Source organism: Aequorivita sp. H23M31 (assembly GCF_004022485.1).
Taxonomy (GTDB): Bacteria; Bacteroidota; Bacteroidia; order Flavobacteriales; family Flavobacteriaceae; genus Aequorivita; species Aequorivita ciconiae.
On sequence record NZ_CP034951.1, the window covers coordinates 2,329,230 to 2,354,567 of the forward strand.

21 protein-coding genes are annotated in these 25,338 nt (G+C 37.6%); 6 read left to right on the forward strand and 15 right to left on the reverse strand.

Translation table 11 applies throughout. From position 1 onward, the window contains the following. Nucleotides 1-41: 41 nt before the first annotated feature. The 7 genes from EI546_RS10170 to EI546_RS10200 all read right to left on the reverse strand — a co-directional run bounded on the left by EI546_RS10170 (nucleotide 42) and on the right by EI546_RS10200 (nucleotide 7,655). Nucleotides 42-470 (reverse strand): hypothetical protein, encoded by a 429-nt coding sequence (locus EI546_RS10170; protein ID WP_128250437.1) that lies wholly within the window; start codon nucleotides 468-470, stop codon nucleotides 42-44. A gap of 83 nt (nucleotides 471-553) precedes the next feature. Then, entirely contained in the window at nucleotides 554-2,434 is a 1,881-nt protein-coding gene (locus EI546_RS10175) for an Nramp family divalent metal transporter (RefSeq protein WP_128250438.1), read from the reverse strand. A 282-nt stretch (nucleotides 2,435-2,716) separates the two neighbouring features. Beyond that, nucleotides 2,717-3,877 carry a metal ABC transporter permease gene (locus EI546_RS10180; protein ID WP_128250439.1) on the reverse strand — a complete coding sequence of 387 codons (1,161 nt, stop codon included), beginning with the start codon at nucleotides 3,875-3,877 and terminating at the stop codon, nucleotides 2,717-2,719. Then, on the reverse strand, nucleotides 3,870-4,994 hold the full coding sequence (locus EI546_RS10185; RefSeq protein WP_128250440.1) for a metal ABC transporter permease: 1,125 nt from the start codon (nucleotides 4,992-4,994) through the stop codon (nucleotides 3,870-3,872). The genes EI546_RS10180 and EI546_RS10185 overlap by 8 nt, the downstream gene beginning before the upstream one ends. Nucleotides 4,995-5,206: 212 nt before the next feature. Next, nucleotides 5,207-5,944, reverse strand: a complete 738-nt coding sequence (locus EI546_RS10190; RefSeq protein ID WP_205649732.1) for a metal ABC transporter ATP-binding protein — start codon at nucleotides 5,942-5,944, stop codon at nucleotides 5,207-5,209. Continuing rightward, entirely contained in the window at nucleotides 5,944-6,852 is a 909-nt protein-coding gene (locus tag EI546_RS10195; RefSeq protein WP_128250442.1) for a metal ABC transporter solute-binding protein, Zn/Mn family, read from the reverse strand. Before EI546_RS10195 ends, EI546_RS10190 begins: the two co-directional genes overlap by 1 nt. A gap of 149 nt (nucleotides 6,853-7,001) precedes the next feature. Beyond that, on the reverse strand, nucleotides 7,002-7,655 hold the full coding sequence (locus EI546_RS10200) for a metal-dependent transcriptional regulator (RefSeq protein WP_205649778.1): 654 nt from the start codon (nucleotides 7,653-7,655) through the stop codon (nucleotides 7,002-7,004). Nucleotides 7,656-7,739: 84 nt separating this feature from the next. Between EI546_RS10200 and EI546_RS10205 the strand changes: the two genes are divergently transcribed. Both EI546_RS10205 and EI546_RS10215 read left to right on the forward strand, forming a co-directional pair. Next, nucleotides 7,740-10,010, forward strand: coding sequence for a TonB-dependent receptor (locus tag EI546_RS10205; RefSeq protein WP_128250444.1), 2,271 nt, complete (start codon nucleotides 7,740-7,742; stop codon nucleotides 10,008-10,010). A gap of 336 nt (nucleotides 10,011-10,346) precedes the next feature. After that, nucleotides 10,347-10,610 (forward strand): DUF5053 domain-containing protein, encoded by a 264-nt coding sequence (locus tag EI546_RS10215; RefSeq protein WP_240673096.1) that lies wholly within the window; start codon nucleotides 10,347-10,349, stop codon nucleotides 10,608-10,610. Between the two features lie 54 nt (nucleotides 10,611-10,664). Here the strand turns inward: EI546_RS10215 and EI546_RS10220 are convergent, their stop codons facing one another. After that, a complete protein-coding gene (locus EI546_RS10220; RefSeq protein ID WP_128250445.1) occupies nucleotides 10,665-11,396 on the reverse strand; it encodes a TerB family tellurite resistance protein in 732 nt (243 codons plus the stop codon). A 212-nt stretch (nucleotides 11,397-11,608) separates the two neighbouring features. On the opposite strand from EI546_RS10220, the gene EI546_RS10225 reads away from it, so the two are divergent. The 4 genes from EI546_RS10225 (at nucleotide 11,609) to EI546_RS10240 (ending at nucleotide 13,826) form a co-directional block, all read left to right on the forward strand. Then, entirely contained in the window at nucleotides 11,609-12,019 is a 411-nt protein-coding gene (locus EI546_RS10225; RefSeq protein ID WP_128250446.1) for a BrxA/BrxB family bacilliredoxin, read from the forward strand. Nucleotides 12,020-12,032: 13 nt separating this feature from the next. Beyond that, nucleotides 12,033-12,329, forward strand: coding sequence for a hypothetical protein (locus EI546_RS10230; RefSeq protein WP_128250447.1), 297 nt, complete (start codon nucleotides 12,033-12,035; stop codon nucleotides 12,327-12,329). Nucleotides 12,330-12,420: 91 nt separating this feature from the next. Further along, nucleotides 12,421-13,164, forward strand: a complete 744-nt coding sequence (locus EI546_RS10235) for a lysophospholipid acyltransferase family protein (protein ID WP_128250448.1) — start codon at nucleotides 12,421-12,423, stop codon at nucleotides 13,162-13,164. Further along, entirely contained in the window at nucleotides 13,164-13,826 is a 663-nt protein-coding gene (locus tag EI546_RS10240) for an HD domain-containing protein (protein ID WP_128250449.1), read from the forward strand. Before EI546_RS10235 ends, EI546_RS10240 begins: the two co-directional genes overlap by 1 nt. Nucleotides 13,827-13,984: 158 nt before the next feature. Here EI546_RS10240 and EI546_RS10245 read toward each other — a convergent pair whose 3' ends face one another. The 7 genes from EI546_RS10245 to EI546_RS10275 all read right to left on the reverse strand — a co-directional run bounded on the left by EI546_RS10245 (nucleotide 13,985) and on the right by EI546_RS10275 (nucleotide 24,866). After that, nucleotides 13,985-15,370: a T9SS type A sorting domain-containing protein gene (locus tag EI546_RS10245; RefSeq protein WP_128250450.1), complete on the reverse strand. Its 1,386-nt coding sequence runs from the start codon at nucleotides 15,368-15,370 to the stop codon at nucleotides 13,985-13,987. Beyond that, nucleotides 15,352-15,771 carry a hypothetical protein gene (locus tag EI546_RS10250; protein WP_128250451.1) on the reverse strand — a complete coding sequence of 140 codons (420 nt, stop codon included), beginning with the start codon at nucleotides 15,769-15,771 and terminating at the stop codon, nucleotides 15,352-15,354. The genes EI546_RS10245 and EI546_RS10250 overlap by 19 nt, the downstream gene beginning before the upstream one ends. A gap of 348 nt (nucleotides 15,772-16,119) precedes the next feature. Next, on the reverse strand, nucleotides 16,120-18,378 hold the full coding sequence (locus EI546_RS10255; RefSeq protein ID WP_164905219.1) for a S9 family peptidase: 2,259 nt from the start codon (nucleotides 18,376-18,378) through the stop codon (nucleotides 16,120-16,122). A gap of 282 nt (nucleotides 18,379-18,660) precedes the next feature. After that, a complete protein-coding gene (locus tag EI546_RS10260; protein WP_128250453.1) occupies nucleotides 18,661-18,972 on the reverse strand; it encodes a hypothetical protein in 312 nt (103 codons plus the stop codon). A 1,203-nt stretch (nucleotides 18,973-20,175) separates the two neighbouring features. Continuing rightward, nucleotides 20,176-21,891, reverse strand: a complete 1,716-nt coding sequence (locus EI546_RS10265; protein WP_128250454.1) for a helix-turn-helix domain-containing protein — start codon at nucleotides 21,889-21,891, stop codon at nucleotides 20,176-20,178. Nucleotides 21,892-22,150: 259 nt separating this feature from the next. Beyond that, nucleotides 22,151-22,603 (reverse strand): hypothetical protein, encoded by a 453-nt coding sequence (locus tag EI546_RS10270; RefSeq protein WP_128250455.1) that lies wholly within the window; start codon nucleotides 22,601-22,603, stop codon nucleotides 22,151-22,153. A 415-nt stretch (nucleotides 22,604-23,018) separates the two neighbouring features. Beyond that, nucleotides 23,019-24,866, reverse strand: a complete 1,848-nt coding sequence (locus EI546_RS10275) for a chloride channel protein (RefSeq protein ID WP_128250456.1) — start codon at nucleotides 24,864-24,866, stop codon at nucleotides 23,019-23,021. Nucleotides 24,867-25,338: the final 472 nt, after the last annotated feature.

The window sequence follows — 25,338 nt, forward strand, 5'->3', positions numbered from 1 at the left end:
AAAAAAGGAGATCATTCCGATTGTGGCAGCTGCAGCTTTCACTAGTCTAATTTATTCTTTTCTTCGCAGACTAAAAGGACATAATCTGTGTCTTCTCCCGAATTTTCAACACTAGGATAGGGATTTAATCCAAGGCCGTTTATTGCAAAATCACTAGAGCTAAATAGATTGGAGTTTTTATTCTCTCCCGGTCGTATTTCTCCGAATATTAGGTTTTTTTCTTCAGTTTTACCATTTGCGGTAACTTCAACCTTTACAATTGCCCGTCCTGCCCAAATACAGTTTACTCCCTTTGGACAACGCGAATCTTCTACCACTTCGACAAATTTTATGGATATGCCTTTAATTTCTACCGATTTATCTAACGGAACTTTTACGGCAATCACCGGAGGTTTTACACCATCTTCATTATTCTGTCCGAAAGCGAAACTTGAAAACAATATTACCATAGAAACTATGACGTATTTCATTTGATCTGATTTATAATTTTAAAGATACATCAAAAATTAAACCTAACAGGTTTAAAAAACCTGTTAGGTTTCTGGAAAACTGTCTAAACAATAAAAACAGGAATCTTTACCTTGTGCCTTACACTGTCAACAGTCGTACCGAACATCAGGTCTTTAAACATTTTATGTCCGTGACTTCCTAGCACCAGCAAATCAAAATCCCCATCATTTACTATTTTCGGAATTACTTTTTTGGGAGAACCAAATCCAAGTTCAACTTCAATGGAATAACCTTGTTCCTCAAGCTCTAGTTTATAAGAATTTAAAAATTCTTCGTCATTGATAGTTTCGTGATCATCAATATTACTTCCGTACAACAACGCGCCTGGAGTTTCCACCACGTGAATCAATTTATAAATAGCATCTTTTCCCCCTAATTGAAGTGCTGAGGAAATACTCTTTTGGTCCGCCGTTGAAAAATCCACCGCTATGGCAACATATTTATATGGTTTTGGCGTGGAAATTTCTCCGATTTGGGATTGGGAAATATGTGGTAAAGGTATTTTTCTCTCTGCCATCCGTTTCATAATCAAAGGTCGAATGGTGATATAAAAAAGCAAAATTGCGCTTCCAATTACTATTGGAATTACAAATACCCATATATAAATAGGGTCATCGGAATCTATAATACAATTTTTGACTTCTTCATAAACCAACTTTCCATTTAGCGCAACGATTATTAGGGTAATGATCCAAGAGGCAATTTTCATAGGAAGTTTAATATGAAAACCCTTCATCAATTTTTTGTCACTTACAAAGTGAATCAACGGAATAATGGCGAATCCCAATTGTAAACTCAAAACCACTTGACTGAGCACCAACAACCTTCCAGTAGCTCCTTCCCCAAAATAAATAATCGTAAATAATGCGGGAATTATCGCCACCAATCGAGTTAACAATCGCCTTACCCACGGCTGGATTCGCAGGTTTAAATATCCTTCCATCACAATTTGTCCAGCCAAGGTTCCTGTTAATGTAGAACTTTGTCCGGCAGCAATCAGAGCAACAGCAAAGAAGATAGGTGCCAAATTAGAACCGAGTAAGGGTTCCAAAAGTGCGTATGCATCTTGGATTTCGGCTACACCGTACAATTCATTTTTAAAAAAGACCGAAGCTGCCAAAATGAGAATCGCGGCATTGACGAAAAAAGCCAGATTGAGCGCAATTGCCGAATCGATAAAATTAAGCTTTAGGGCACGCTTTATTCCTTTTTTGGTACTGTCTATTTTTCGGGTCTGCACTAGGGAAGAGTGGAGATAAAGATTATGTGGCATTACCGTGGCTCCAATAATTCCGATTGCGATATATAGCGCAGTATCATTAGGAAGAGTGGGAATAAAACCGGTTATCAGTTCGCTCATATCCGGTTTTGCAAAGAACATTTCAATCAGAAAAGAACCTCCTATAATGGCAATAAGGCCAATTATAAAAGCTTCCATTTTTCGCATTCCCTTGTTTATTAGAAATAGCAAAAGGAAACTATCCAAAACAGTTATGGAAACGCCCCAAATCATGGGTAGTCCAAAAAGAAGATTTAGACCGATTGCCATACCGATAACCTCAGCCAAATCAGTAGCGGCGATGGCTATTTCGGCTAAAACATATAAGATGAAATTTACAAAACGTGGATAAGATTGACGTGAGGCTTGTGCCAGATCCAGACCGCGTACCACTCCCAGACGAGTACAAAGACTTTGAAGGAGCAAAGCCATAATATTGCTCATCAGCAAGACCCATAAAAGAGCGTACCCAAACTGACTACCACCTGCAATATCAGTGGCCCAGTTTCCCGGATCCATATAGCCCACACTCACTAAATAAGCGGGACCTAGAAAAGCGAGCAGCCTTTTCCAAGGAGATTTCTTTCCCGATGTGTCTATCGTTCCGTGAACATTCTCCAAGGATTTATGGCCCTCTCTTTTCATTTTTTATCTCTTTAGATTATACAGCAATTGGGTTCAGGTAGTTTTAAACCTAAAAAAGGAAGAGTTGATTTATGACAGTGGTTATGTGTCTGCATTGTTTTTATGATCTGTTTTCTATGACCGTATTTATTTCGATTGTTGAGTCGATGAGTTGAGGATTTTAGGAATTGACATTAAAATCAATTCTTATTAAAACCTTCATCCGCGGCAGGCTCCTAAACTCATAAACATTTAAACTTATAAACCATTCTGTCTTACGTCTAAAAGTTATACGTCCAATTTTCATCCTCTGAAAAGGAAAAAATCCTCTTTCATCGAATCAATCTTTTCGTGTTTGTTTTCAATGATATACTCTAAGGACTTTTCAGTAAAGGCCAATCCCTTTTTTGTGAGGGAAACGATATCATTATTTACTATGATCAGATTATTTTTTAATGCCAGATCCAATACTTTCTTAGCCTGCACTTCTTGCCAATCTATATGTTCTTGTAAATGATTGATATGTCGCTCTCGTTTCTCGTCGTGTCGATTTAGATGTAAAAGAAAAGTGATAAGAGAGACTTCTAGCCGCTGTTGTTTATGTCTATATAGTACGGAAATAAGTCCTTTCTTCGGGGCGAACAGATATACCAATAGAAAAATAATTCCCAAGGTTGTCGCTATCGATCCAGATATGGAAGCGTCCAACCAATTGGCAAACCAATATCCGGAAATTGCGGCAACAACTCCGAAAAACAGTGATAATCCAATCATTTTTTTTAGGTCTTCCGTAAGCAGATAGGCTGTAGCAGCTGGTGCAATCATAAGGGCAACCACTAGAATTGCTCCGACGGCATCAAATGCTCCCACCACTGTAATTGAAGACATGGACATCAATCCATAATGAATTATTATTGGTGATATTCCCATTGCTGAGGAAAGTCCGGCGTCGAAAGTGCTTACTTTTAATTCCTTAAAGAAAAGCAGTAGTAAGCTTACGATTACTATCAAAATACTTCCCATTATCCAAAGAGATTTCGGGCCCCAATCCGCACCATCAACCATCAATCTATCAAAAGGTGCAAAGGCGAGCTCGCCCAGAAGAACCGCATCCACATCCAAATGAACATCGCCGGCATTCTTTGAAATCATTATTACCCCAATACTAAAAAGAGCAGGGAAAACCAAACCAATTGCAGTGTCCTCCTTTACCATTCCGGTTTTTTGGATGTATTCAACCAATACAACCGTCAAAACCCCCACTAAAGCTGCAAAAAGAATTAGTAAAGGCGAATTTAAATCCTGGGTGATAAAAAATCCAATTACAATACCGGGCAGAATGGAATGACTGATAGCATCACTGATAAGCGCCATTTTCCGAAGTACCAGGAATACCCCTGGAATTGCACAGGCCATTGCAACCACCGCAGCTATAATCTGTATTTCTATCTGTGGACTACTCATTAATTGATTGTTGATTATACATTTCCGCCGCCTTATTAAAACCTTCTTGGGTCATTGCCCAATCTTGACCTTCTATAGATATCCAGCCTTCATTTTCTAACCTTTTGAGCGTTTCTTTGGTGTATCCCTGGAAATTATTGAGAATGCGAATTGCGTGTGGATGGGAAATATTTTCGTGATCGATTGCAATATCATACATAAACTGAAGCGTTTTCATCAGTTCAAGATCTTTTCTATTCTTTCTAAAACGAATCTCACGAAACAACAAACCTCGTCCCGGAGAAAATATAAGTGAAAACAAAACAAAGACACTTGCCACCAAAACAATTACCGGCCCTGTTGATAGATTATCCTGACTGGCACTGATTGCAGTTCCGAAAATTCCCGATAATGCGCCTACCAATCCCGCCAAAAGAACCATTGTGCTCAAACTATTTGTCCATTGTCTTGCTGCTGCTGCAGGTGCCAATAAAATAGCACTCATAAGTACCACCCCAACGGTCTGTAATCCTAAAACGATAGCAAGAACAATAAAGAAAGTGACCAGAACATCTATAAATTTTGTGTTGAAACCAATGGTTTGAGTATAATCCGGATCAAAAAGAAGAAGTTTGAATTCCTTCCAAAATAACAGCAATACTACTAGCGAAACAGCTGTTACAATAATCATTAATCTTACATCACTCTCCACCAATGTTGCGGCCTGGCCAAAAAGATATTTGTCCAATCCAGCCTGATTGGCGTTAGGTTGTTTTTGAATAAACGTCAAGAGCAACATTCCAAATCCGAAAAATGTAGAAAGGATGAGTCCTAAAGCAGTATCACTTTTTAAATGGGTTTTTGAGGTAATTCCCCGAATCCAATATGTTCCCACCAATCCGCTCACCAATGCCCCCAACAACAAAGTTCCCGAATCTTTAGCGCCAGTAATAATAAAAGCCAAAGCAATCCCGGGAAGAGCAGCATGGGAAATAGCATCACCCAACAAACTCTCTTTCCGCAATACCGCAAAACTACCCAGCATGCCACAAATAGCACCAAGCACCGCGGTACCTAAGGTGATGGTACGCAGCGTGTAATCGTGCCAAAGGAGTTCGAAATATTCGGTGATTGACATATTTTTTTGTTGATTCGAATTAGGTTATTGGTTTATTAATTAAAGCCACAGTTCATTTAAGGAGCAAAATCAAGTTTTTGTCACCTTGAGCGCACTCTAAAGGTTAAACAAAAACGTCTCGACTTCGCTCGACGCGACAATTCTATTATGAATTCTAATCTTTCATATTTAATACTAAAATATCTACCAACTAAAAACTACCGTCTACCAACTCATTTATTCACCGCCACCTTATAATTAATCCCATAAGTCTTCGTCAGGTTATCATCATTAAAAATTTCTTTCACAGGTCCAGTAGCAATCTTTTTCACGTTTAAGAATGTTACCCAATCAAAATATTCTGGAACGGTTTGGAGATCGTGATGGACTACCACTACGGTTTTTCCGGCCTTTCTCAATTCTTTTAAAATATTGATAATTGCAATTTCGGTAGTTGCATCAACCCCTTGAAAAGGTTCATCCATAAAATAAATAGAGGCATCCTGGGCTAATGCACGCGCTAGAAAAACTCGCTGTTGCTGGCCTCCACTTAACTGACTGATCTGTCTGTTTCTATAGGAAAGCATTCCTACTTTTTCCATGGATTCTAGAGCAATCTTCTTCTCTTTTGCGCCAGGTCGTTTTATCCAGCCCAAACTTCCGTAGGTTCCCATTAAAACCACATCAAAAGCGGTAGTGGGAAAATCCCAGTCCACACTTCCCTTTTGGGGAACATAAGCAACCAATTTTCGTTGTTTATCATAGGGTTTTCCAAAAATAGTTACACTTCCGGCGATCGGTTTTATAATTCCCAAAATGGTTTTTATCAAAGTCGATTTCCCAGCGCCATTTGGACCCACAATTGCCATCAATATACCTTCAGGAACTGAAAGGTCAATATCCCACAAAACTGGTTTATAGTTGTAAGCTACGGTAAGGTCATCAACTTTTACGGCTATCTTTTCTTCCATTATTTTAATGCGTTTACAATAGTGTTGACGTTATACCTAAACATTCCGATATAAGTGCCTTCTTCTGTTCCGGGATTGCCCAAGGCATCACTATAAAGGGAACCACCAATCTCTACTTTGTGTTTTTTTGAAAGAACTGCCGCTTGAAGAGCCTCAATAGTCCGGCGTGGAACAGAACTTTCCACGAAAATGGCCTTCACATCGTTATCGATGATGAAATCTGAAAGCTTCTGGACATCGCGCACGCCGGCTTCGGTTGCAGTAGAGATTCCCTGCAGACCAACCACCTCAAAATCGTAAGCTTTTCCGAAGTAGTTAAAGGCATCGTGGGCAGTAACCAGAATTCGTTTCTCCCTAGGAAGTGTATTTATAATGGATTTTATTTCAGTTTCCAAGTCATCCAATTTGGCTTGATATTTCTTATTGTTCGCTGCATAAGTCTCTGCATTTTCCTCATCCGCTTTCGAAAGTTCATCGGTAACAATCTGGGCAAACTGTTTAAAAAACTGAATGTTAAACCACACATGCGGATCGTAATTGGATGCAAAATTTGCCGAGGAAATCAGCTTATCGTGCGGCAACCTATCACCAACAGAAACCGTGTTTTTCTTTCCTTGCATTTTTTCAAAAATATCAACAAGCTTCCCTTCTAAATGAAGTCCGCCGCAGAAGATAATATCAGCATTATACAATTTGCTCACATCACCTTCACTCGCTTTATATAAATGCGGATCAACTCCAGCACCCATCAAGGATTGCAAAGAGATTTTATCCCCACCAATTTTCGAAACCAGATCAGCTAGAATATTGGTTGTAGTAACTACCTTAAGTTTTCCGTTTTCCTCTGAAGAATTCTTACAGCTGGCAAAAACAGTTAATGTTATAAGAAGTAATATAATTTTTTTCATCTCTGAATTGGTATTAAAGACTGAGTGAATTTTTGTCGCCCCACCCTAAAGGGAGCAAAAATTCTAATCAATTTTGATTATAATTGTGTTCTGGTTCCTGTCTCTGCCAACTACGCTTAAGCCCCGCGAACAAATTGGTTCAATTCACCTTAAACAGACTGTACAAATAAGTTCTCAGCAATTTTGAGGGAAATAAAAAACTGATCATTTCCAACCCGAATTACCATCGAGCCGTCAAAAAATTCCTTTCCCAGTACAGTTATTTTTGTTCCAATACTTATTTTCTTCTTATCTAAATATTGCAGAAACTCGGGGCTCGATTCCTTAACTCCCACACATACTCCTTGTTGGTTTTTTTCAATCTCGGAGAGTAACTTTTTTTCAGTTCGTTTTAAAATTCCATCCTTATCGGGAATTGGATCTCCGTGGGGATCAAAATCTGGACTTCCTAAAAATTGATCAAGCCGAGTAATGAGTTCGTCAGATTTAATATGCTCCAATTGTTCGGCTATTTCGTGAACTTCATCCCAATGAAAATTTAGCTTTTCAACCAAGAACACTTCCCATAAACGATGTTTTCTGATAACATATGCAGCAAGTCTTCGTCCCTCTTCCGTAAGCTGAACACCTTTATAGCGTTTGTAAATGAGCATCTTCTTCTCGGCCAATTTCTGAACCATGTCCGTAACTGAAGATGGTTTGGTCTCCATACTTTCTGCAATTGCATTTGTACTGATTTCACCTCCATTTTCAAATTCTAAATGGAAAATAGCTTTAAGATAATTCTCTTCCGCTAAGGTCATCATGATCTTTTAAGTTTATACAAAGATATATTTTTTTATTTTAAAACATCTTTTTAGCTTTGCCTAAAAATTAAATTGAATACAATGAAAAATAAGTTTACTTGGATAAAATCCATAGTACTCATAATAGCTTCTTCGGCCATGGCTCAAAATACGGTTAACGGAAAGGTAGAAAGTGATGGCGAGGCGCTTCCATTTGCCAATGTTTATATTTCACAATTAAGCAAGGGTGCAGTAACGGATGATTTTGGAAATTTTACCCTTGAGAACATCCCAAATGGCACTTACACGATTTCGGCGTCCTTTGCAGGGTTTTCAAAGGAATCAAAAACGATAAATCTAAACGGCGGAACCCAGAATGTGCGCTTTATTCTAAAAGAAGATAACAATCTAAATGAAGTGGTTATAAGTGGAACCTTAAAACCAGTTTTGCGTATTGAAAGTCCCGTTCCAGTTGAAGTCTATACTCCTACCTTTTTAAAGAAAAACCCCACTCCCAGCGTTTTCGATGCGCTACAAAATGTGAATGGAGTACGGCCCCAGCTTAACTGTAACGTCTGTAACACGGGAGATATTCACATCAACGGTTTGGAAGGTCCCTACACTCTGGTTTTAATCGACGGGATGCCTATTGTAAGTGGTTTATCCACGGTATATGGTTTATCTGGAATCCCCAATTCGCTTATTGAACAAGTGGAAATTGTAAAAGGACCGGCTTCTTCTTTATATGGAAGTGAAGCCGTTGGTGGGCTCATCAATGTGATTACAAAATTGCCGGAGTACGCACCAAGACTTTCTGTAGATGTATTTGGAACTACTTGGGGTGAAATAAATACCGATATAGGTTTAAAAAAGGACTATGGTAAGGCTTCAACCCTTTTGGGAGTTAATTATTTCAATTATTCAAATCCGAAGGATGAAAATGGGGATAACTTTACTGATGTCACTCTTCAAGATCGTATTTCACTGTTCAATAAATGGAGTTTTAAACGGAAAGAAAACCGCATCGCCTCTTTGGCAGGACGTTTTTTCTATGAAGACAGATGGGGAGGAGAAATGAATTGGAATCCTTCCTATAGAGGAGGAGACGAAGTTTATGGGGAGAGTATTTATACCACTCGTTATGAATTGTTGGGAACTTATCAATTACCCATAAGCGAAAAAGTACTCTTTAATTTTTCCTATACCGATCACGACCAAAACTCGGTTTATGGTGACGTAGAATATATGGCGCAGCAGCGAATTGCTTTTGGACAGTTTACTTGGGACAAAAAGTTCGGTAAACACGACATGCTTTTCGGAGTAGCGGGACGCTATAATTATTATGATGATAATACCACGGCTACGGCAGTGGGCGATCAAAATGATCCCGAAGAAATTCTCATTCCTTCCTTATTTGTTCAGGACGAATATAAGTTGAATGAAAAAAATACTTTACTGGTTGGAGCGCGATATGATTATGACGAAAGGCACGGAAACATTTTTACACCGAGACTGGCATACCGTTTAAAGTTATCTGCAAATGATATTATCCGTCTTAACACGGGAACAGGATTTCGAGTGGTGAATCTATTTACGGAAGATCACGCGGCGCTTACAGGTGCTCGCGAAGTGATAATTGAAGGCGAATTGGATCCGGAGCGCAGTTATAACGCAAACCTCAACTATTTAAAAAAGCTTTACCTAAAAGGTGGCACAATGCTAAACTTTGAAGCTTCTGCTTGGTACACTTATTTTACAAATGCCATTCTTCCAGATTATGATACCAATCCCAACCAGATTATTTATTCAAATCTGAATGGTCACGCTATTTCCAAAGGACTTGGGTTTAACCTGGATGCCCATTTTTCAAATCGGTTTAAGGCAATTCTAGGATTCACTTATCAAGATGTTACTACTACGGAAGATAATATAACTACCCAACAAATGTTAACGGAAAAGTTTAGCGGAACTTGGGCATTGACGTATAGAATTTTCAAATACAATCTTTCAATAGATTACACCGGAAACGTCTTTGGCCCTATGAGACTTCCGCTACTAAGTGATTTGGATCCACGACCCGATTATAGCCCCACGTGGAGCATTCAAAATATTCAATTTACTTATGATGGCATTAAAAACTTCGAGCTATATGGCGGTGTAAAAAACCTATTGAATTGGACCCCGGCCAAAAGTGCTCCCTTTCTTATATCGCGAGCAAATGATCCATTTGACAAAGAAGTAGTTTTCGACAATTCTGGAAATGCAGTTGCTACTCCCAACAATCCGTATGCACTTACGTTTGACCCAAATTACGTTTACGCTCCCAACCAAGGTATCCGTGGATTCTTCGGACTAAGATATACACTGTTGTAGCACTTTGGAATTAGACACTACTGATGAATAAGGAAAGATTACCTGGCAAAGTTTGAATCGATATCTTTATTTCATAACCTAAATTTTAAATAGGAATCTATAAAGATATTTGTATACTGTGGAAAACATCAGTATCTTAGTAAGTATCAACAATTCTAAATTGTGGAATTAACCGAAGCGGAAAAAGAGCTTATTGAAGCCATTAGAAATTTCAAAAAATCCCAACATAATCCATCAATTGATTTGGAATTTTGGATCAGAGAACTCTTTGAAAGGTTATTGCACGACTAAATACGATTTGTATAAATATTTGGTAATACTTTCAAAAAACAAGAAATGGAAACATCTGCAAAAGAAAAAATGATACACCCTACCCAAACGAAAAAACTTTTGGAGGATATTTTATTGGAAGTCTCTTGGGCCAAAATAGCGAAACAATATTTTGGAAAATCGGCCTCTTGGATGTATAACAAGCTTTCGGAAACTGATGGAAATGGAAATATCGGAGGGTTTACCAAAGCAGAAAAAGAACAATTGCAGGGTGCTTTATACGATCTTGCCCAAAGAATTAGAAAAACTGCGGATAAATTAGAACAATGATTTCCTTGTAGATCTGTTTAATTCATATCCTTACCTCCAAGATTGTTTTAGGGGTTATATACCACGCTCCTTCTTAATCTGGTCATAAGCCTCTTGCACCTTCTTGAATTTCTCTTCCCCACCTTTTCGGTGGGCCTCGTCAAGATGTTGGAGTTTATCGGGATGGTATTTTTTCGCCATTGTTCGATAGGCATCTTTAACCTGTGCATCGGTGGCATTTCGATCTATTTCCAAAATTTGGTATGCACTATCTGGATTTTTAAAGAACATCGCCTTAATGCTCTCAAAATCCTGGGAATACACACCTAAATATCCCGCCATACGGCGAATTTCATTTACCTCAGGTTCTGAAACACGTCCATCCGCACTGGCAATGCTGAATAAAAAGTGGAGAATCTGAAGTCTGCTTTCATAACGTGTACGTTGCCTAAGTAGATTACAGATGTTTTGCGCAGAAATTTCCCGTTTTTTGATTACCTCGTTAAAAACTCGGAATGTTTCGTTGGCGCGATCCTTTCCATAAGCCTGCACAAAATACTGTCGCACATAATCCAGTTCGGACTGGCTTACACTGCCATCCGCCTTAATAACTAAAGAAGCGAGTGATAATAAATGAAGCTCAAAATCGGCGGGAGATACTGTAGGTGAAGGACCAAAAGAAGTTTTGAAAGTCCGCGTTTTTCCGCCCATCATATTGTCGAGCAGACTCCCAAGAACAAAACCAGCTATGGCTCCAGGAAAACGAAAAAAAAGATAGCCAATAACGGCCAGGAACCAACGAAGCATAAATTTGTAATTTTTCTAATTCAGAATCGACAAAGGTAAGGCTTTTAAGAAATAAAATTAAAGCATCATTCAAATTCACATTGAAATGTTGATTTAATTCGCGCTTAATTTTCGGTTTCTGCCTACAAATTTTTGAAACCCATTTAAAAACATTTCATTTTCAATTTTTGTACCTTTGCGAACAAATTTAATACACTTTAAATAAGAATATTATGTACCCACCAGAATTAGTAAAACCAATGCGTGAAGACCTTACCAGAGCAGGTTTTTCCGAACTACATACTGCAAATGATGTTGAAGAAACATTGAAAAAGGGAGGAACAACCCTTATAGTAGTGAACTCAGTTTGTGGCTGTGCCGCGGCAAATGCACGTCCTGGTGCAAATATGAGTCTTCAGAATAACAAGAAACCAGACCATCTTGTTACAGTTTTTGCAGGAGTTGATAAAGAAGCTGTAGATGCTGCACGCCATCATATGGTGCCGTTCCCTCCAAGTTCTCCATCTATGGCATTGTTTAAAAATGGCGAATTGGTTCATATGTTAGAGCGCCATCATATTGAAGGCCGCCCAGCACAGATGATTGCCGAAAACCTAAAAAACGCATACAACGAATATTGTTAATCACAATTAAGTTGTGATACAGCTCAACAAACCATTAACGATAGTAATTGGGATTTTAGCCCTTGGAGCCATTATCTTCAATTTATATGAAAATCCCGATGTTTCCCATTTGTTGGGAAAAGAAGTAAACAATTGGCTTTATCGAGGATTTTGGTTATTGGTTGTGGGAGTTTGTGTCTATAACTATATTGTAATTGATAGGAATACGCTGAAAAACAAATCGAAATCGAAATCGAAACTGAAATCGAAATTGTCCCGCGGCTCGGCTCTGGAACCTAAGATTCGGAGAAATGATGAAGAGCAGAAATAATGGATCAATACGTTTTTCAATAATATAAATTTAAACACGTACTTAGGAAAACCGTCTTTTTTAAAGGCGGTTTTCTTATTTTTGAAACCGAATGAAAGCACTCTCAAAATTAATAAGTTACCCATTTTCAATCGTTTTCTACCTCGTTTTTGGGTTGACCATCATTGTGTTTCATGCTATCCAGTGGATTTGTTTTAATCTATTTGGATATCAGGCGCACAAGAAAAGCGTGGATTACTTCAATTGGTCGTTGATGCGCTGCTTGAATTTATTGGGAACTACATTCCACGCAAAAGTAGATACCAACATTCCCAATAACGTTCCTATTATTATAGTTTCCAACCACCAAAGTATGTGGGATATTCCTCCCATAAGTTGGTATTTGAGAAGGTACCATCCCAAGTTTATTTCAAAAGTAGAATTGGGAAAAGGCATTCCTTCCATTTCTTACAATCTAAAATATGGAGGCTCTATTTTAATCGACAGAAAAAACCCCCGACAGGCAATTGTTGAAATGGTGAAGTTTTCGAAATATCTTCAGAAGTACAATCGCAGTGGAGTTATTTTCCCCGAAGGAACACGGAGTAAGACCGGAGTACCGAAACCTTTTAAAAGAACAGGCCTACAAACGCTTTTCAAGAAAGTGCCAGATGGATATGTTATTCCGGTCAGCATTAACAACAGTTGGAAGCTTCAACGATGGGGAATGTTTCCAGTACAATTGGGTGTACGTTTTGAGTTTATCGCCCATCCCGCAATAAAAATTGCCGATTATGAAGTTGAGGTTTTGATTGATAGGGTTGAGGAGATTGTAGTTTCAAAAATTCATAAATAATGGTATCATTTTCTTCAGAAGAAATAATCCAAAACACAATCAACTTTGTCAAAAAAGAACTGAAAGATGCCGAAGGCGGACACGATTGGTTTCATATTGAGCGTGTTTTTAAAAATGCGCTCCTTATTTCAAAAAACGAAGATGTTGATTTAACTGTAGTTTCTTTAGGAGCTTTGCTTCACGATATTGCAGATTATAAATTTCACGATGGCGATGAAACGGTGGGACCTTCAAAAGCACGCAAATTTCTTCAATCACAGAATCTTTCCGAAGAAAAAATGGAGCACGTTGTAAACATTATTGAAAACGTTTCATTTAAAGGTGGAAATATGGAGCAACGTTTTCATTCCAAAGAACTGGATGTAGTTCAGGATGCCGATAGGCTTGATGCCATTGGAGCCATAGGAATTGCTCGGACATTTAATTATGGCGGATTTAAAAACCGAAAGATGTACGATCCGGAAATTAAGCCTAATCTAAATATGACCCCGGAAGAATACAAAAATTCTGATGCTCCTACTATTAATCATTTTTATGAAAAATTGCTTCTTCTAAAAGATAACATGAACACCCACACTGGGCGAGAAATTGCAGAGGATCGGCATTGGTTTATGGAAAAATTCCTCGAGCAATTTTATACTGAATGGGAAGGAAGGAAATAAACCCTGTGCTCTCTGTGCCTTCGCGGTTATTTTTTTACCACAGAGCCACAAAGGACACAAAGAAAAAAACTAGCAAAGCCATGCCTGGAGAGGTTTTAGTCTTATATCAAAAGGTTCAAGACCGAACTAAATACCTGAATAGAGATCATCATGAAGATTTATTCCCTTATAAACTTTTTTGTTACGGTTTTCCCGTTACCTGTCATTTGCGCCAAATATAGGCCGGTTTTAAGGTCGGAAATACTAAAACTGGGGGTAGCCACTTCTTTCAACAGTATTCCCTGAGCAGAAAAGATTTTCACATTCCCAACATTCTCATAGGAAAAAATATTTACAATATCCCGAGCGGGATTTGGGAATAAAACTAAGTCTGAAAATGCAAATTCTCTTGTACTCAATTGGCAGTCTTCATTATAAATTGCCATTTCGTCTTTGCACCAACCTTGGTTAGCAGGAATGTCACAAACTTGTGTAATGGCAAAATCTTCATCATCCACCTGAATGCAAGAAAGATTCGGATTATCAAATGCATACATTTTAGTTATTTCAAAATTGAAACCATTTTTGATGTTCAAACTTTCCAAAACATTTTCCGAACAGTCCAAAGTTATTAAACTGGGATTTTGCGAAGCATCGAGACTTGCAATTTGATTATTGGAGACATTTACGTTTTCCAGACTAAAATTGTTAGATAAATTTAAATCCGAAATAATATTATTACTACAATCCAGATCAACTAAAACGGTGTTGGCATCAACATTTAATTCGGTAAATAAATTTGAATCAACTTTTAGATTTAGTAAACCCACATAACGGGAAACATCCAATTGAGAGATATTATTGGAATCACATTCTATTATTCGCAGACCGTTGGATTCTACAATATTTAAATTTGAGATATCATTATCGCTGCAATAAAGGTCAAATAAAAAGCGGTGAAAGATTAGGGTAAGTTCAGTCAAGTTGTTATCACTTACATTTAAATTAATCAGAAGTATATTTTGGGATAAATCCAGATTGGAAAGATTGTTTGATTTACAATTCAGATGTCCAAGACCGATTATGTTGGATACATTTAATTCCGAAATAGCGTTTTCACTACAATTTATTTCCTGCAAATTTGGACTTTGTGTAAGGTTTAAAACTTCAATTTGGTTTGATTCGCAATTTAAAGTGTTCAACTCCGGGTTATTCGAAATTTCCAAACTTATCAATTGGTTTGAATTACATATTAAATCATATAGTTGTGGAGAATTGGAAACATCAATGGTTGAAACTTGATTATTGGAAAAGTTCAACTCAATCAATTGTAGATTTTGCGAAACATCAAGCGAGGTTAATGCATTGTTTTCACAAATTAAGTAAGCCAAACTAGTATTTTGGGATACATCCAAAGTTCCAATTGGATTATTTGAAGATTTCAATGTTCTTAGAATTAAATTTGCCGAAACGTCCAACTCAGAAATCAAGTTATCCCTGCAGTCGATATAATAAAATTGAGGATTTTGCGAAAGGTCCATTGAAGTTATTTGATTGTTCGGCATTTTAACCAGGCCAGGTTTGAGTTTTGGGTTATATCCAATGCAGAAAGTTGATTGTCTTCACAAGTTAATTGCTCTAGCTGTGTCAAGTTGGTTATCTCTAAAGATTGAATTTGATTTTTTTCGCATCGTAATTTTTGAAGGTTCAAAAATTCTTCTATTCCCACCAAAGAAGCAATGTTTCGATTTTCAACTATTAGTCTAAGCACAGCCAAGGCCTCAGAAATTTGAATTTCTCCATCATTATTTAAATCAGCATCCGCATCTCCACTGCCGTTTCCATCAATGTCCACCACATTCTCATTAACCAAAGCATTTTTAAAGTTTGCATCTGGGATATTCACTATCTGTGATTCCGCAGATAGAAAAAATATGAGAAATAATAAAAATAGAGATGATTTCATAAGACGCTAGTCTAGAAATAATTATAGATACAAGGTAGAATATTTTTGGTTTCTATCACTTTTCCATAGCAATTTCCTTAAATTTTTTTTCGAAGACTTTTAATCTTGAAAACTTAAACCTCTGTGACCTCTGTGTCTCCGTGGTTTTCTTTTCATCACAAAGGCACGGAGAACACAGAGAATTGACGAAAATCTCTACGTCCTTCGCGACTTTGCGGTTAGTTTTGCACCGCAGAGCCGCAGTGAACGCAAAGAAAAACCTATCAAACTTTACGGTTGATAGGTTTTTTTAGTCTTACGTCCTAAAGCGACCTGTACTGAGCGAAGTCGAAGTAAGCGGTCTTACATCTATTTCAAATGCTCCGCAAGAAAGCCCATCATCGCCTTATAAAAATCCAGCCTGTTTTCTTCTTTTGCAAAGCCGTGGCCTTCATCGTATTTCACCATATAAGGCACTTCAACTCCACGTTTTCGTAAGCTTTCTACAATCTGATCAGCTTCGTCAATGTTCACCCGCGGATCGTTTGCGCCTTGAACCACGAACAATGGTTTTTTGATTTTGTCAACGTGCAGGGCGGGAGACACTTCATCCATAATAGCTTTTTCTTCAGGAATTGTTGGGTTGTACCAAATTTTGTAAAGCAAAGCTTTGTATTTTTCCCAGTATGGAGGAATGGTTTCCATAAACGTGTGCAGGTTGCTCACGCCCACATAATCAACCCCACAGGCATATAGATCGGGGGTTTTTGTCATTCCGCGCAAAACGGCATATCCACCGTGGCTTCCACCGTAAATAGCGATTTTGTTTTTATCGACCCATCCTTGTTTTATTACGTAGTCAATTCCATCTTCCACATCGTCCATTGCCTTTCTACCAATTTGTCCAAATCCAGCTTTTAAAAATCCCTTACCATAGCCTCCCGAAATCCTAAAATTTACTTGAAGCGTAGCATATCCGCGGCTTGCAAACAACTGTCCTTCTGGGTTAAAGCCCCACCCATCGCGAACGCCCTGGGGCCCTCCGTGAGGATTGACTATTAACGGCAGTTTTTGTCCTTTTTTATAACCTTGTGGTAAAGTGATATAACCGTGAAGGGTTAATCCATCCCTACTCTTAAAAGTAATCGGCTTCATTGTAGCCATATCTTCTGCCATCAGGTTTGGCAGCAATTTGTATAGCAAGGTTACCGTATCTTTTTCAACATCATACAAATAATATTCGCCCACAATTTTATCGCTGGTAAGAACTACCAAATACTTGGATTCATCATCCGTTTTTCCCTGGGTAAAGAACTGCTGATCCCCAAACTCCTTTTTTAGTCGGGCATAGATTTTCTTGTAGGTATCGCTTACCGGCACAACCTCGGTTTTTTCACCTTGGTAATAGTAGAAATCTATTTCGTAGTTACGTTTTCTGGAAAGTGAAAGTCCCGAAACATCAAACTTGTCGCTCTTAAATAGGGTTTTAATCTTTTCATTCTTTTTAAGATCGTAAAGTTGGATTTCGGCTTTGTCAGTTCCTAGATTGGACACTACATAAGCCTCATCCGGGTTTTCAGAGCGTGGATTAAATTCATCAATACCAAAGGAATCACCAAACTCGACCACCATCATTGGTTTGAATTCCCCATCGATCTTATAGAGCATCTCGATATTTACACCGTCAACCATTCTGCCAATTCCTCGAAGATTTCCTTTTTGGTCAAAGGAATAACCAGCAACTGGTGGACTTCCTGCTTCAACAGTATATAATTTAGTTACTTCACCATCATTGATGTTTAACATATAAGGCTCTTCCTGCTGAAGATTCTCCTTGTTCATTTGGACGATAATGTGGTCATCATCATCCTTTAGCATTTCAAGAACATCAACCTTTACTCCGTCATAGGGAGTCAGTTCGTTCTTATTTGAACCATCTATATCAATTCCAAACAAATGATAGTTCTCGTCCCCGCCTTTGTCCTGTAAATAGAGAATACGGTTATCGTTTGCCCAGAAATAGCCTCGGATCAAATCTTCTCCTTGTTTTATCAGCAATTTCTCTTTTTGGGTCGCTGTTTCCTTTAAATAAACATCCCGCTCTCCAGTATCCCTTCTTTTCATATAAGACAGATATTTTCCGTCAGGCGAGAGTTTAAACGAAAATACATCAGGCGTTTTGAAATAATCCTCTACAGTAAATTTAAACTTGCCTTTGGCTTTGGCAGCCAATTTTGCAAGCTCTTCATCCGAAGATGGCAATGCAGTATTTCCAGGTTTGGTTTTAACGGTTTTCTTCAATGTCAGCGGATATTTTTGTCCCATCTGTTCGTAGGTGCCCTCAATGGTTTCCCCAGAAACTGTCCCAGTATAAGTCAGTTGCATTTTGGCTGAGGTAATGGTGACTTTATTATCCTGTAAAACTACAGAATCGAGAGGAATATCGCTCGCTCCTTGGGCAGGAACGTCGAGAGTGGCACTAAATCCATTGTCTGTTGGGGTAATATTTACAATGAGGTCCAGTTGCATTCCCTGTACATCGAGATGGCCTTTATAGGAACCATTTAATTCTTGGGCCTTTATTGCTCCCCCAAGGAGAAACAATGTTATGGCGATTGATAATTTCATAATGGTTGTCATTTTTGATTGATTTAAAAGATTAGTGTTATTAAGAGATAAATAGTTACGCCTATTAAGATGCCAATGGCAAATTTTATCAGAAGAATTCGTTTTGTAGTTTGACTCTTCATTATTAATGATATTTAATATGAATGTAAAAAGTTGCTAAAAGGTAAACAGTAATTGCAAATACTATCGATTGGCTGATAATTTGTTTTCTAGTGATTTTCATAGTAGTAGGTTTTAGTGGGATTAGATTAATTAAGTTATAAGATATTGCCCTCCGTGATTTTACAATGTGAGGTTATTCCTGCTGACAGATTTGATTATGATGATATCCTCTTTCTCATAATTTTCAAAAGTCCATTTTAAAGAATCGTTAATTCTCTTGGCTTCTTTCAGACTTGAAAGGTTGAAAACTTGTTTTTCTGTCATATCAAAATTGTTATTTTGATGAATAGTGCTTTCAATGGTAGCGGTCCTTTTGCTATCAGTTTTGATAAGTTTGACGAATCCGAATCCCAGTGCAATTCCGATTGCGAATCCCAAGATTGATTTTAAGACTTTTTTTCCGATGCGGATTTTTTTGTTTTGTGTTTTCATAATGTTTTAGTTTTATTGTTTTGCCCAATAGTGGGTCCGGTTAATTTGATGAGACAAATGAACAACACAAAACACCTATATAAAAGAGAAGCTTCCCGAGATTTAGGAATTTCGGGAAGCATTACAAACCGCCTAAACCCCTATATATAGGGGCTTACAACCTAAATTGAAATTCTTGAAAAGAAGCAGAATCACCAACCCTATATTTATAAATTTAGGGTGCGAAAGCCGTTTTTAGGCGATATTCTTGATTTCTTTGATGTAAAAAAAAGGATTTAAACCCGTGTCTTTTTTGAAGTATTTGGTAAATGAATCTGCCGATTTATAGCCTATTTCTTCTAAGAGGAATTGGATAAAATAGGACTTGAAATAAAATATTCTAAAAAAACTCCGTGCTCTTTGCGTCTCCGCGGTGGAAAATTAACCGCAAAGGCGCAAAGGAACGCAGAGAAAGATATTTTCGAGGTCAAAACAATCTATTAGGCGATATTCTTGATTTCTTTGATGTAAAAAGAAGGGTTTAAACCAGTATCTTTTTTGAAGTATTTGGTAAACGAATCTGCCGACTTATAACCGATTTATTCTGCGATGGATTAGAGGGAACAAGACTTAACTTATAACCTTAAAAACCTCTGCGTCCTTTGCGTCTCCGCGGTGGAAAATTAACCGCAAAGGCGCAAAGGAACGCAGAGAAATATTTTCTGAATTCAAAACAATTCTTTAGACAATATTCTTGATTTCCTTGATGTAAAATGAAGGGTTTAAACCAGTCTTTTTTTGAAGTATATTGAAAAGGAATCTGCCGACTTATAACCGATTTATTCTCCGATGGATTAGAGGGAACAAGACTTAACTTATAACCTTAAAAACCTCTGCGTCCTTTGCGTCTCCGCGGTGGAAAATTAACCGCAAAGGCGCAAAGGAACGCAGAGAAAGATATTTTCGAGGTCAGAACAATCTTTTAGGGGATATTCTTGATTTCTTTGATGTAAAAAAAAGGATTTAAACCCGTGTCTTTTTTGAAGTATTTGGTAAATGAATCTGCCGATTTATAACCGATTTATTCTGCGATGGATTAGAGGGAATAAGACTTAACTTATATCCTTAAAAACCTCTGCGTCCTTTGCGTCCTTTGCGGTGGAAAATTAACCGCAAAGGCGCAAAGGAACGCAGAGAAAGATTTTTTGAAGTCAAAACAATTTTTTAGGCGATATTCTTGATTTCCTTAATATAGAAAGAAGGGTTTAATCCCGTATCTTTTTTGAAGTATTTGGTAAACGAATCGGCCGATTTATACCCCACTTCCTCTGCAATGGATTGGATGGAATACGAACGGAAAATAACATCATTCTTTAACCGGATGATGGTATAGTTTATCCGAAGATCATTAATATAGGTATTGAAGTTTTTACCGTAATGGGAATTAATTACTTTGGAAAGATAGGAAGTATTGGTGCCAATTTTCTTGGCAACGTTATAGGAATTGCATTCCTGTTTTAAAAAATATTCCTGTTTTTCCAGCTTTTTAAGTCCGCTAAGGATTTGTTGTTTTGTTCCCTCGGGAACATCACTGGTATTTTTTTCTTCCAAAACAGCATCTTTTGTGTCGATGATTTCATCGGGAGTTGGGGCCGCTTCGATTTTGGCGAGAAGATCCCTAAATTTGATTTCGTTAGCTCTTTTATTTCGGTAAAATTTCAACAGTAAAAAGAGAAGGATTAACACTATAATCGAAGCACCAAGTAAAACGTAGTTCAATTTGGATTTACTGCTTTCCTTTTCAGAAACTACGGCATCAAAATCCCTTTTAAAGTTTGCCCTTTCTCTTTTTAGAAAACTCTCTTTGGCGTCTTCTTTAAGCTTTGTATATTCAGTTTTCGAAACCAGATATTTTTCATAATAAAAACTTGCTTTTTCATAATTCCCCGTGTTCTTATAGGCCTCGGCGAGCTTTTCGTAATAGTCGCGCATAAATCCCTCTTCAGCAGCGGTCACTTGATAATCATCCAAAGCCGATTGTAAAATCTCGATTCCTCTTTTATAATTTTTAGCTCCAACCTCGATTTTCCCAAGGGCATATGCTTTATTCAATGCCATTAAATCATATTCACTCGGACAAATGGAATAAGCCTTTTCATAATTTTCTCTGGCCTCATCAAATTTCTCTTCCTCATAAGCTATTTCCCCCTCCAAGAGATAAGCGTAAACTCCATAGCAAGAATCCAATTCCTTTTCCTGGAATTTTTTAATTTCTAAATTATACAACTTTGCTGAGTCAATATGCTCCAACTTTAAATGCGCCAATGCCATACTGCTATATAGGATGACGAGTGTGCTATTCTTTTTTATTTGAGTGTAGAGAGAATCTAGCGGTTTATGCTTGAAATATTCCAATGATTTTTTATAAAGGTTCAAAGCCTTTTGCGAATCGCCACTAATGTCGTGCACTCTGGCAATGCGCGTTAAAGCATACTCTCGGTAGGAGGGATCATTTTTCTTTTCGGCCAGTTGCAATAGTTCATTGTAGTAAAATAGTTGCTGATCAACAGTTGTTACAATACCATGTAAATCTCCAAGGAGCAAGAGAACCTGCATCTCTAGGTCTGGCAGCTTATTACTTCTTACAAATTCCAGTGCATTTTCGGCCTGTTCATTGGCTAATTTATATTTTCTGAAGTTGACATTTACAAGAATGGAGGATTGCATTCCCAACCATTCCTTTTCTTTATCATTTTCTCTTTTTCCTTTAAGTGTATAAGCTTCCGCGGCATCAAGAGCTTTTTCTATATCCGAGAATTGATATTTTTGAATTGTATCCAAGAGGGCATCAAAGGACAATTGGGATAATTGTTCTTTGTTCTGCGAAAACGAAGACCAAGACAAAATTAGAGCGAAAAGAAGAAGTAAAAAATGCCTCATAAATGCAAAAATCGAAATTAGCCAAAATTGGAAAATCTACGAAGGTAGCGATTAAAATAAAAGCATGCTGTGTGATAATTTTTTTACCACAAACCTATGAATGACACCAAGGAAAATCTCTCTTAGCCTCAATTTTAAATATCCAGGCTTAAATACTCAGGGATTTTTCCGAAAAATAACCCACTGCCGTGAAAGAAAAAGAAAATCCTATCGAAATAAAACTTCAATAGGATTTACAATTTTATTAAATTTAATTTAACTAAAGGCCAGTAGAGCGAGTACAGTCCTTTGTTCCAAGTGTGCAAGGCGTACAATATCCATTTAATTTTGGCATACATCCACCACTTCCAGCGCATGAGCTAGAGGTACAAGTGGTGCCAATGATTTCTAATGATGTATCAGTTTCCTCCATATCATCATCATCACCCCCCTTTTTTAGCAAAGTAGTTGAAACAAAACCATTATTATAAAAAGTTCTAAGATAGAAAATCCCTTCAATATTTTCAATTCTTGATTCCGTTATATCCACTTTACCATGAAAGTCTTCGGATCGGGCGTGTCTAAGACCAATTAAGAGAGATTTTTGAAATTCTCTTTGTTTTTCAGCCTTTAACGAATAATTTTCCAAAACCAAATTTTCATCCTTAACAGTACAAGAATTTAAAAATGGAAAGCTAAAAATTACCAGTAGTAAAAGAATAAAGTTCTTCATAGGATAATAAATTAGATATGAGACCCAATTTCAGCTGGTTAAATGTCGCTGTGTGGGTTTTTTCCGACAGTCTGTTTAAATTCTAAATCTTTTCTCACTTAATGCAAATCTGAAATGTATATTACTTTTATATATTACTTTCGTTAAAAAACAAATCATAATTGTATTAAAGATACATTAAACAAGTATACCATTAAAATATATTTAGCTTTTAATTCGAATTGCTTAATGTAAATTGAATAAAACTGTAGAATTAATTTTTTATAAAAAGCTTCACTAAAATTACTTATGACCATAGTAAAATATAGGTAAAAGAAAAACTTCTTTGCCCAGTTTTTTTGATAATGGGTGCAAAAAAAAAGTCATGCTTTACAGAGGGAAAGTATTCCTAAGTCTCAAAAGTACAATGTCACCTCTATTCCGAATACTCCCGTAACAACTGTCTATAATTATTTAAAATTGCCGATCTGCTTACAAACCCCTTAAACTTACGCTCCTCATCCAGCATCGGTAATTGCCAAACATCCGCTTCGTCAAACATCTTGATTACCTGCATCACAGAATCAACTTCGGAAACAACAAAGGATGGATTGGAAGCCAACAGGCTTACACTTGACTCGGAAGTAGGTTTATTTCCGAGGAAAAAAGGTCGGAGGCGTTCGCGGTTTATGATTCCCCAGAATTTGTTTTCATCATCGACAACCGCCATTGTATTTTGATTGCTGTTCCTGAATTTGCGCAGCACTTCTTCCATACTATCCTTCGTCTGGATTATTCCCGTGGACGGATTGATACATTCCTCTAGGCGAATATGCGAAAGGATATTTTGATCCTGGCGGGTGGTGAAAATCTCGCCTTTATCTGCCAATGCCTTATACGAAGGATTGATGGTGGAAAAGAAACGGTTGATGGCATATGCCATAACCGAAACAATCATTAACGGAATAAACAGATCGTATCCACTGCTGGTTTCGGCGATAAGAAAAATTCCGGTAAGCGGAGCGTAAAGTGCGCCCGACATTACCCCGGCCATTCCAACTAACATGAGATTAGTGATAGGTACATTCGGCATTCCCATCATTTCCAGAACAAATCCGAAGAAATAACCCAACAATCCTCCCGCAACCAAGGAAGGTGCAAAATTCCCTCCATTTCCACCCGAACTCAGCGTGATACTTGTGGCAAAAGCTTTCATCAAAATGGTCAAGCCCAGAAAAACGATAATTATAAGTTGGGAAGTTCCAAAATACCGAAACAGGCTTTCGTGTATTAAACTTTCCACATTTCCTTGATGTAAAATTCGAATATTCAAATATCCCTCTCCAAATAAAGGTGGAAATGCAACACATAATGCCGACAGCAAAACCCCGCCAATGATTGCACGCATCAATATTTTACGCTTAAACCGTTCAAAAAAGTGATGGACTTTTTGACCTACCACCAAAAAATACCTCGCATATAAACCCGTGAGCAAACCGAGTGCTAAATAATAAAAGGTATTTCCATAGTAAAAGACTTCGCGCGCGTGAAGGTTGAAAAGCACATCTTCTTTTAGGATAATCGTTGACAATAGACTGCCACAGATGGCGGCGATTACCAAGGGAATAAAATCGGTAAAAACCAATCCCGTTAATAAGATTTCAAAGGCGAACATAACTCCCGCAATGGGTGCATCAAAAGCTGCGGCGATTCCCGCTGCAGCTCCCGAGGCGAGCAGAAGAGTGCGTTCCTTAAATCCCAGACTATAACGCTGGGCATAATTGGAACCAATGGCCGAACCGGTTACTGCAATAGGGGTTTCTAATCCCACGGAACCTCCAAATCCAACGGTAACAGCACTTTGTATTATCTGCGAATACATTTTAGTGGACTTTACCTTGCTCCCATTTTTGGAAATATCCTTTAAAATGAAAGATAGCTCCTTGTCCTCGTCGCCCTTAAAAAGGTATTTTACAATTAATGAAGTCAGCACAATCCCTACGAGTGGAAAGATGGCAAACACATACATCCGTTCCTCAAAGGGTACATCATTATTGACAAAGTATTGGATTTTGTGCACGAGCACTTTTAGAAGAACACCCGCAAGTCCGGCGCTAAGCCCAACCAAGATTCCGGAAAGGATCAAAAACTGAATCCGCGTCATCCTCTCGCGAATGTAGATGAGAAGAATTTCAACGTAATTGAATTTTCTAAAAGGATAGTTTACAAAAGCTCTTTTGAACTTTTTAAAGTTGACTATCACTTTTTTTATCTTGTAAAGCATGGGCTTCCCGAGGCGAGTTTAATTTGAAAATCCAGTTTATTGAATGAGTGATTTATCCCATAAAGATAAGGGATTGCAAAATTAAAACATTTGGGTGGGAAATTTTGTGTAGGGAGGGTTAGAATGGAGAAACCAAATCTTAAAAAAGAAAATTTATTACAATCTGTCAGACACAGCTTTAATAGAGAATTTTTAGAAATGCTACTAATTTATTGATTAGCCTAGCCATTCGTCAATCTCTTGATTTGCCTCTTTATCTGTGAGATATTGACCAGAAGTGTTCTCAAAAATCTGAAATAAACAAGGGGAAATTAATATTACTGGAATTCCAGACTCTTTAATTCCCTAAAGACTCCATATTTTCAGAATCTATTAAACTATATAAATTTGGCTATGAGTCTTTGGAACTTGTAAACTGCTGGCATCCGCTGGCGGTTTTAAATTGAAAATCCAGTTTTTTGAATGAGTGATT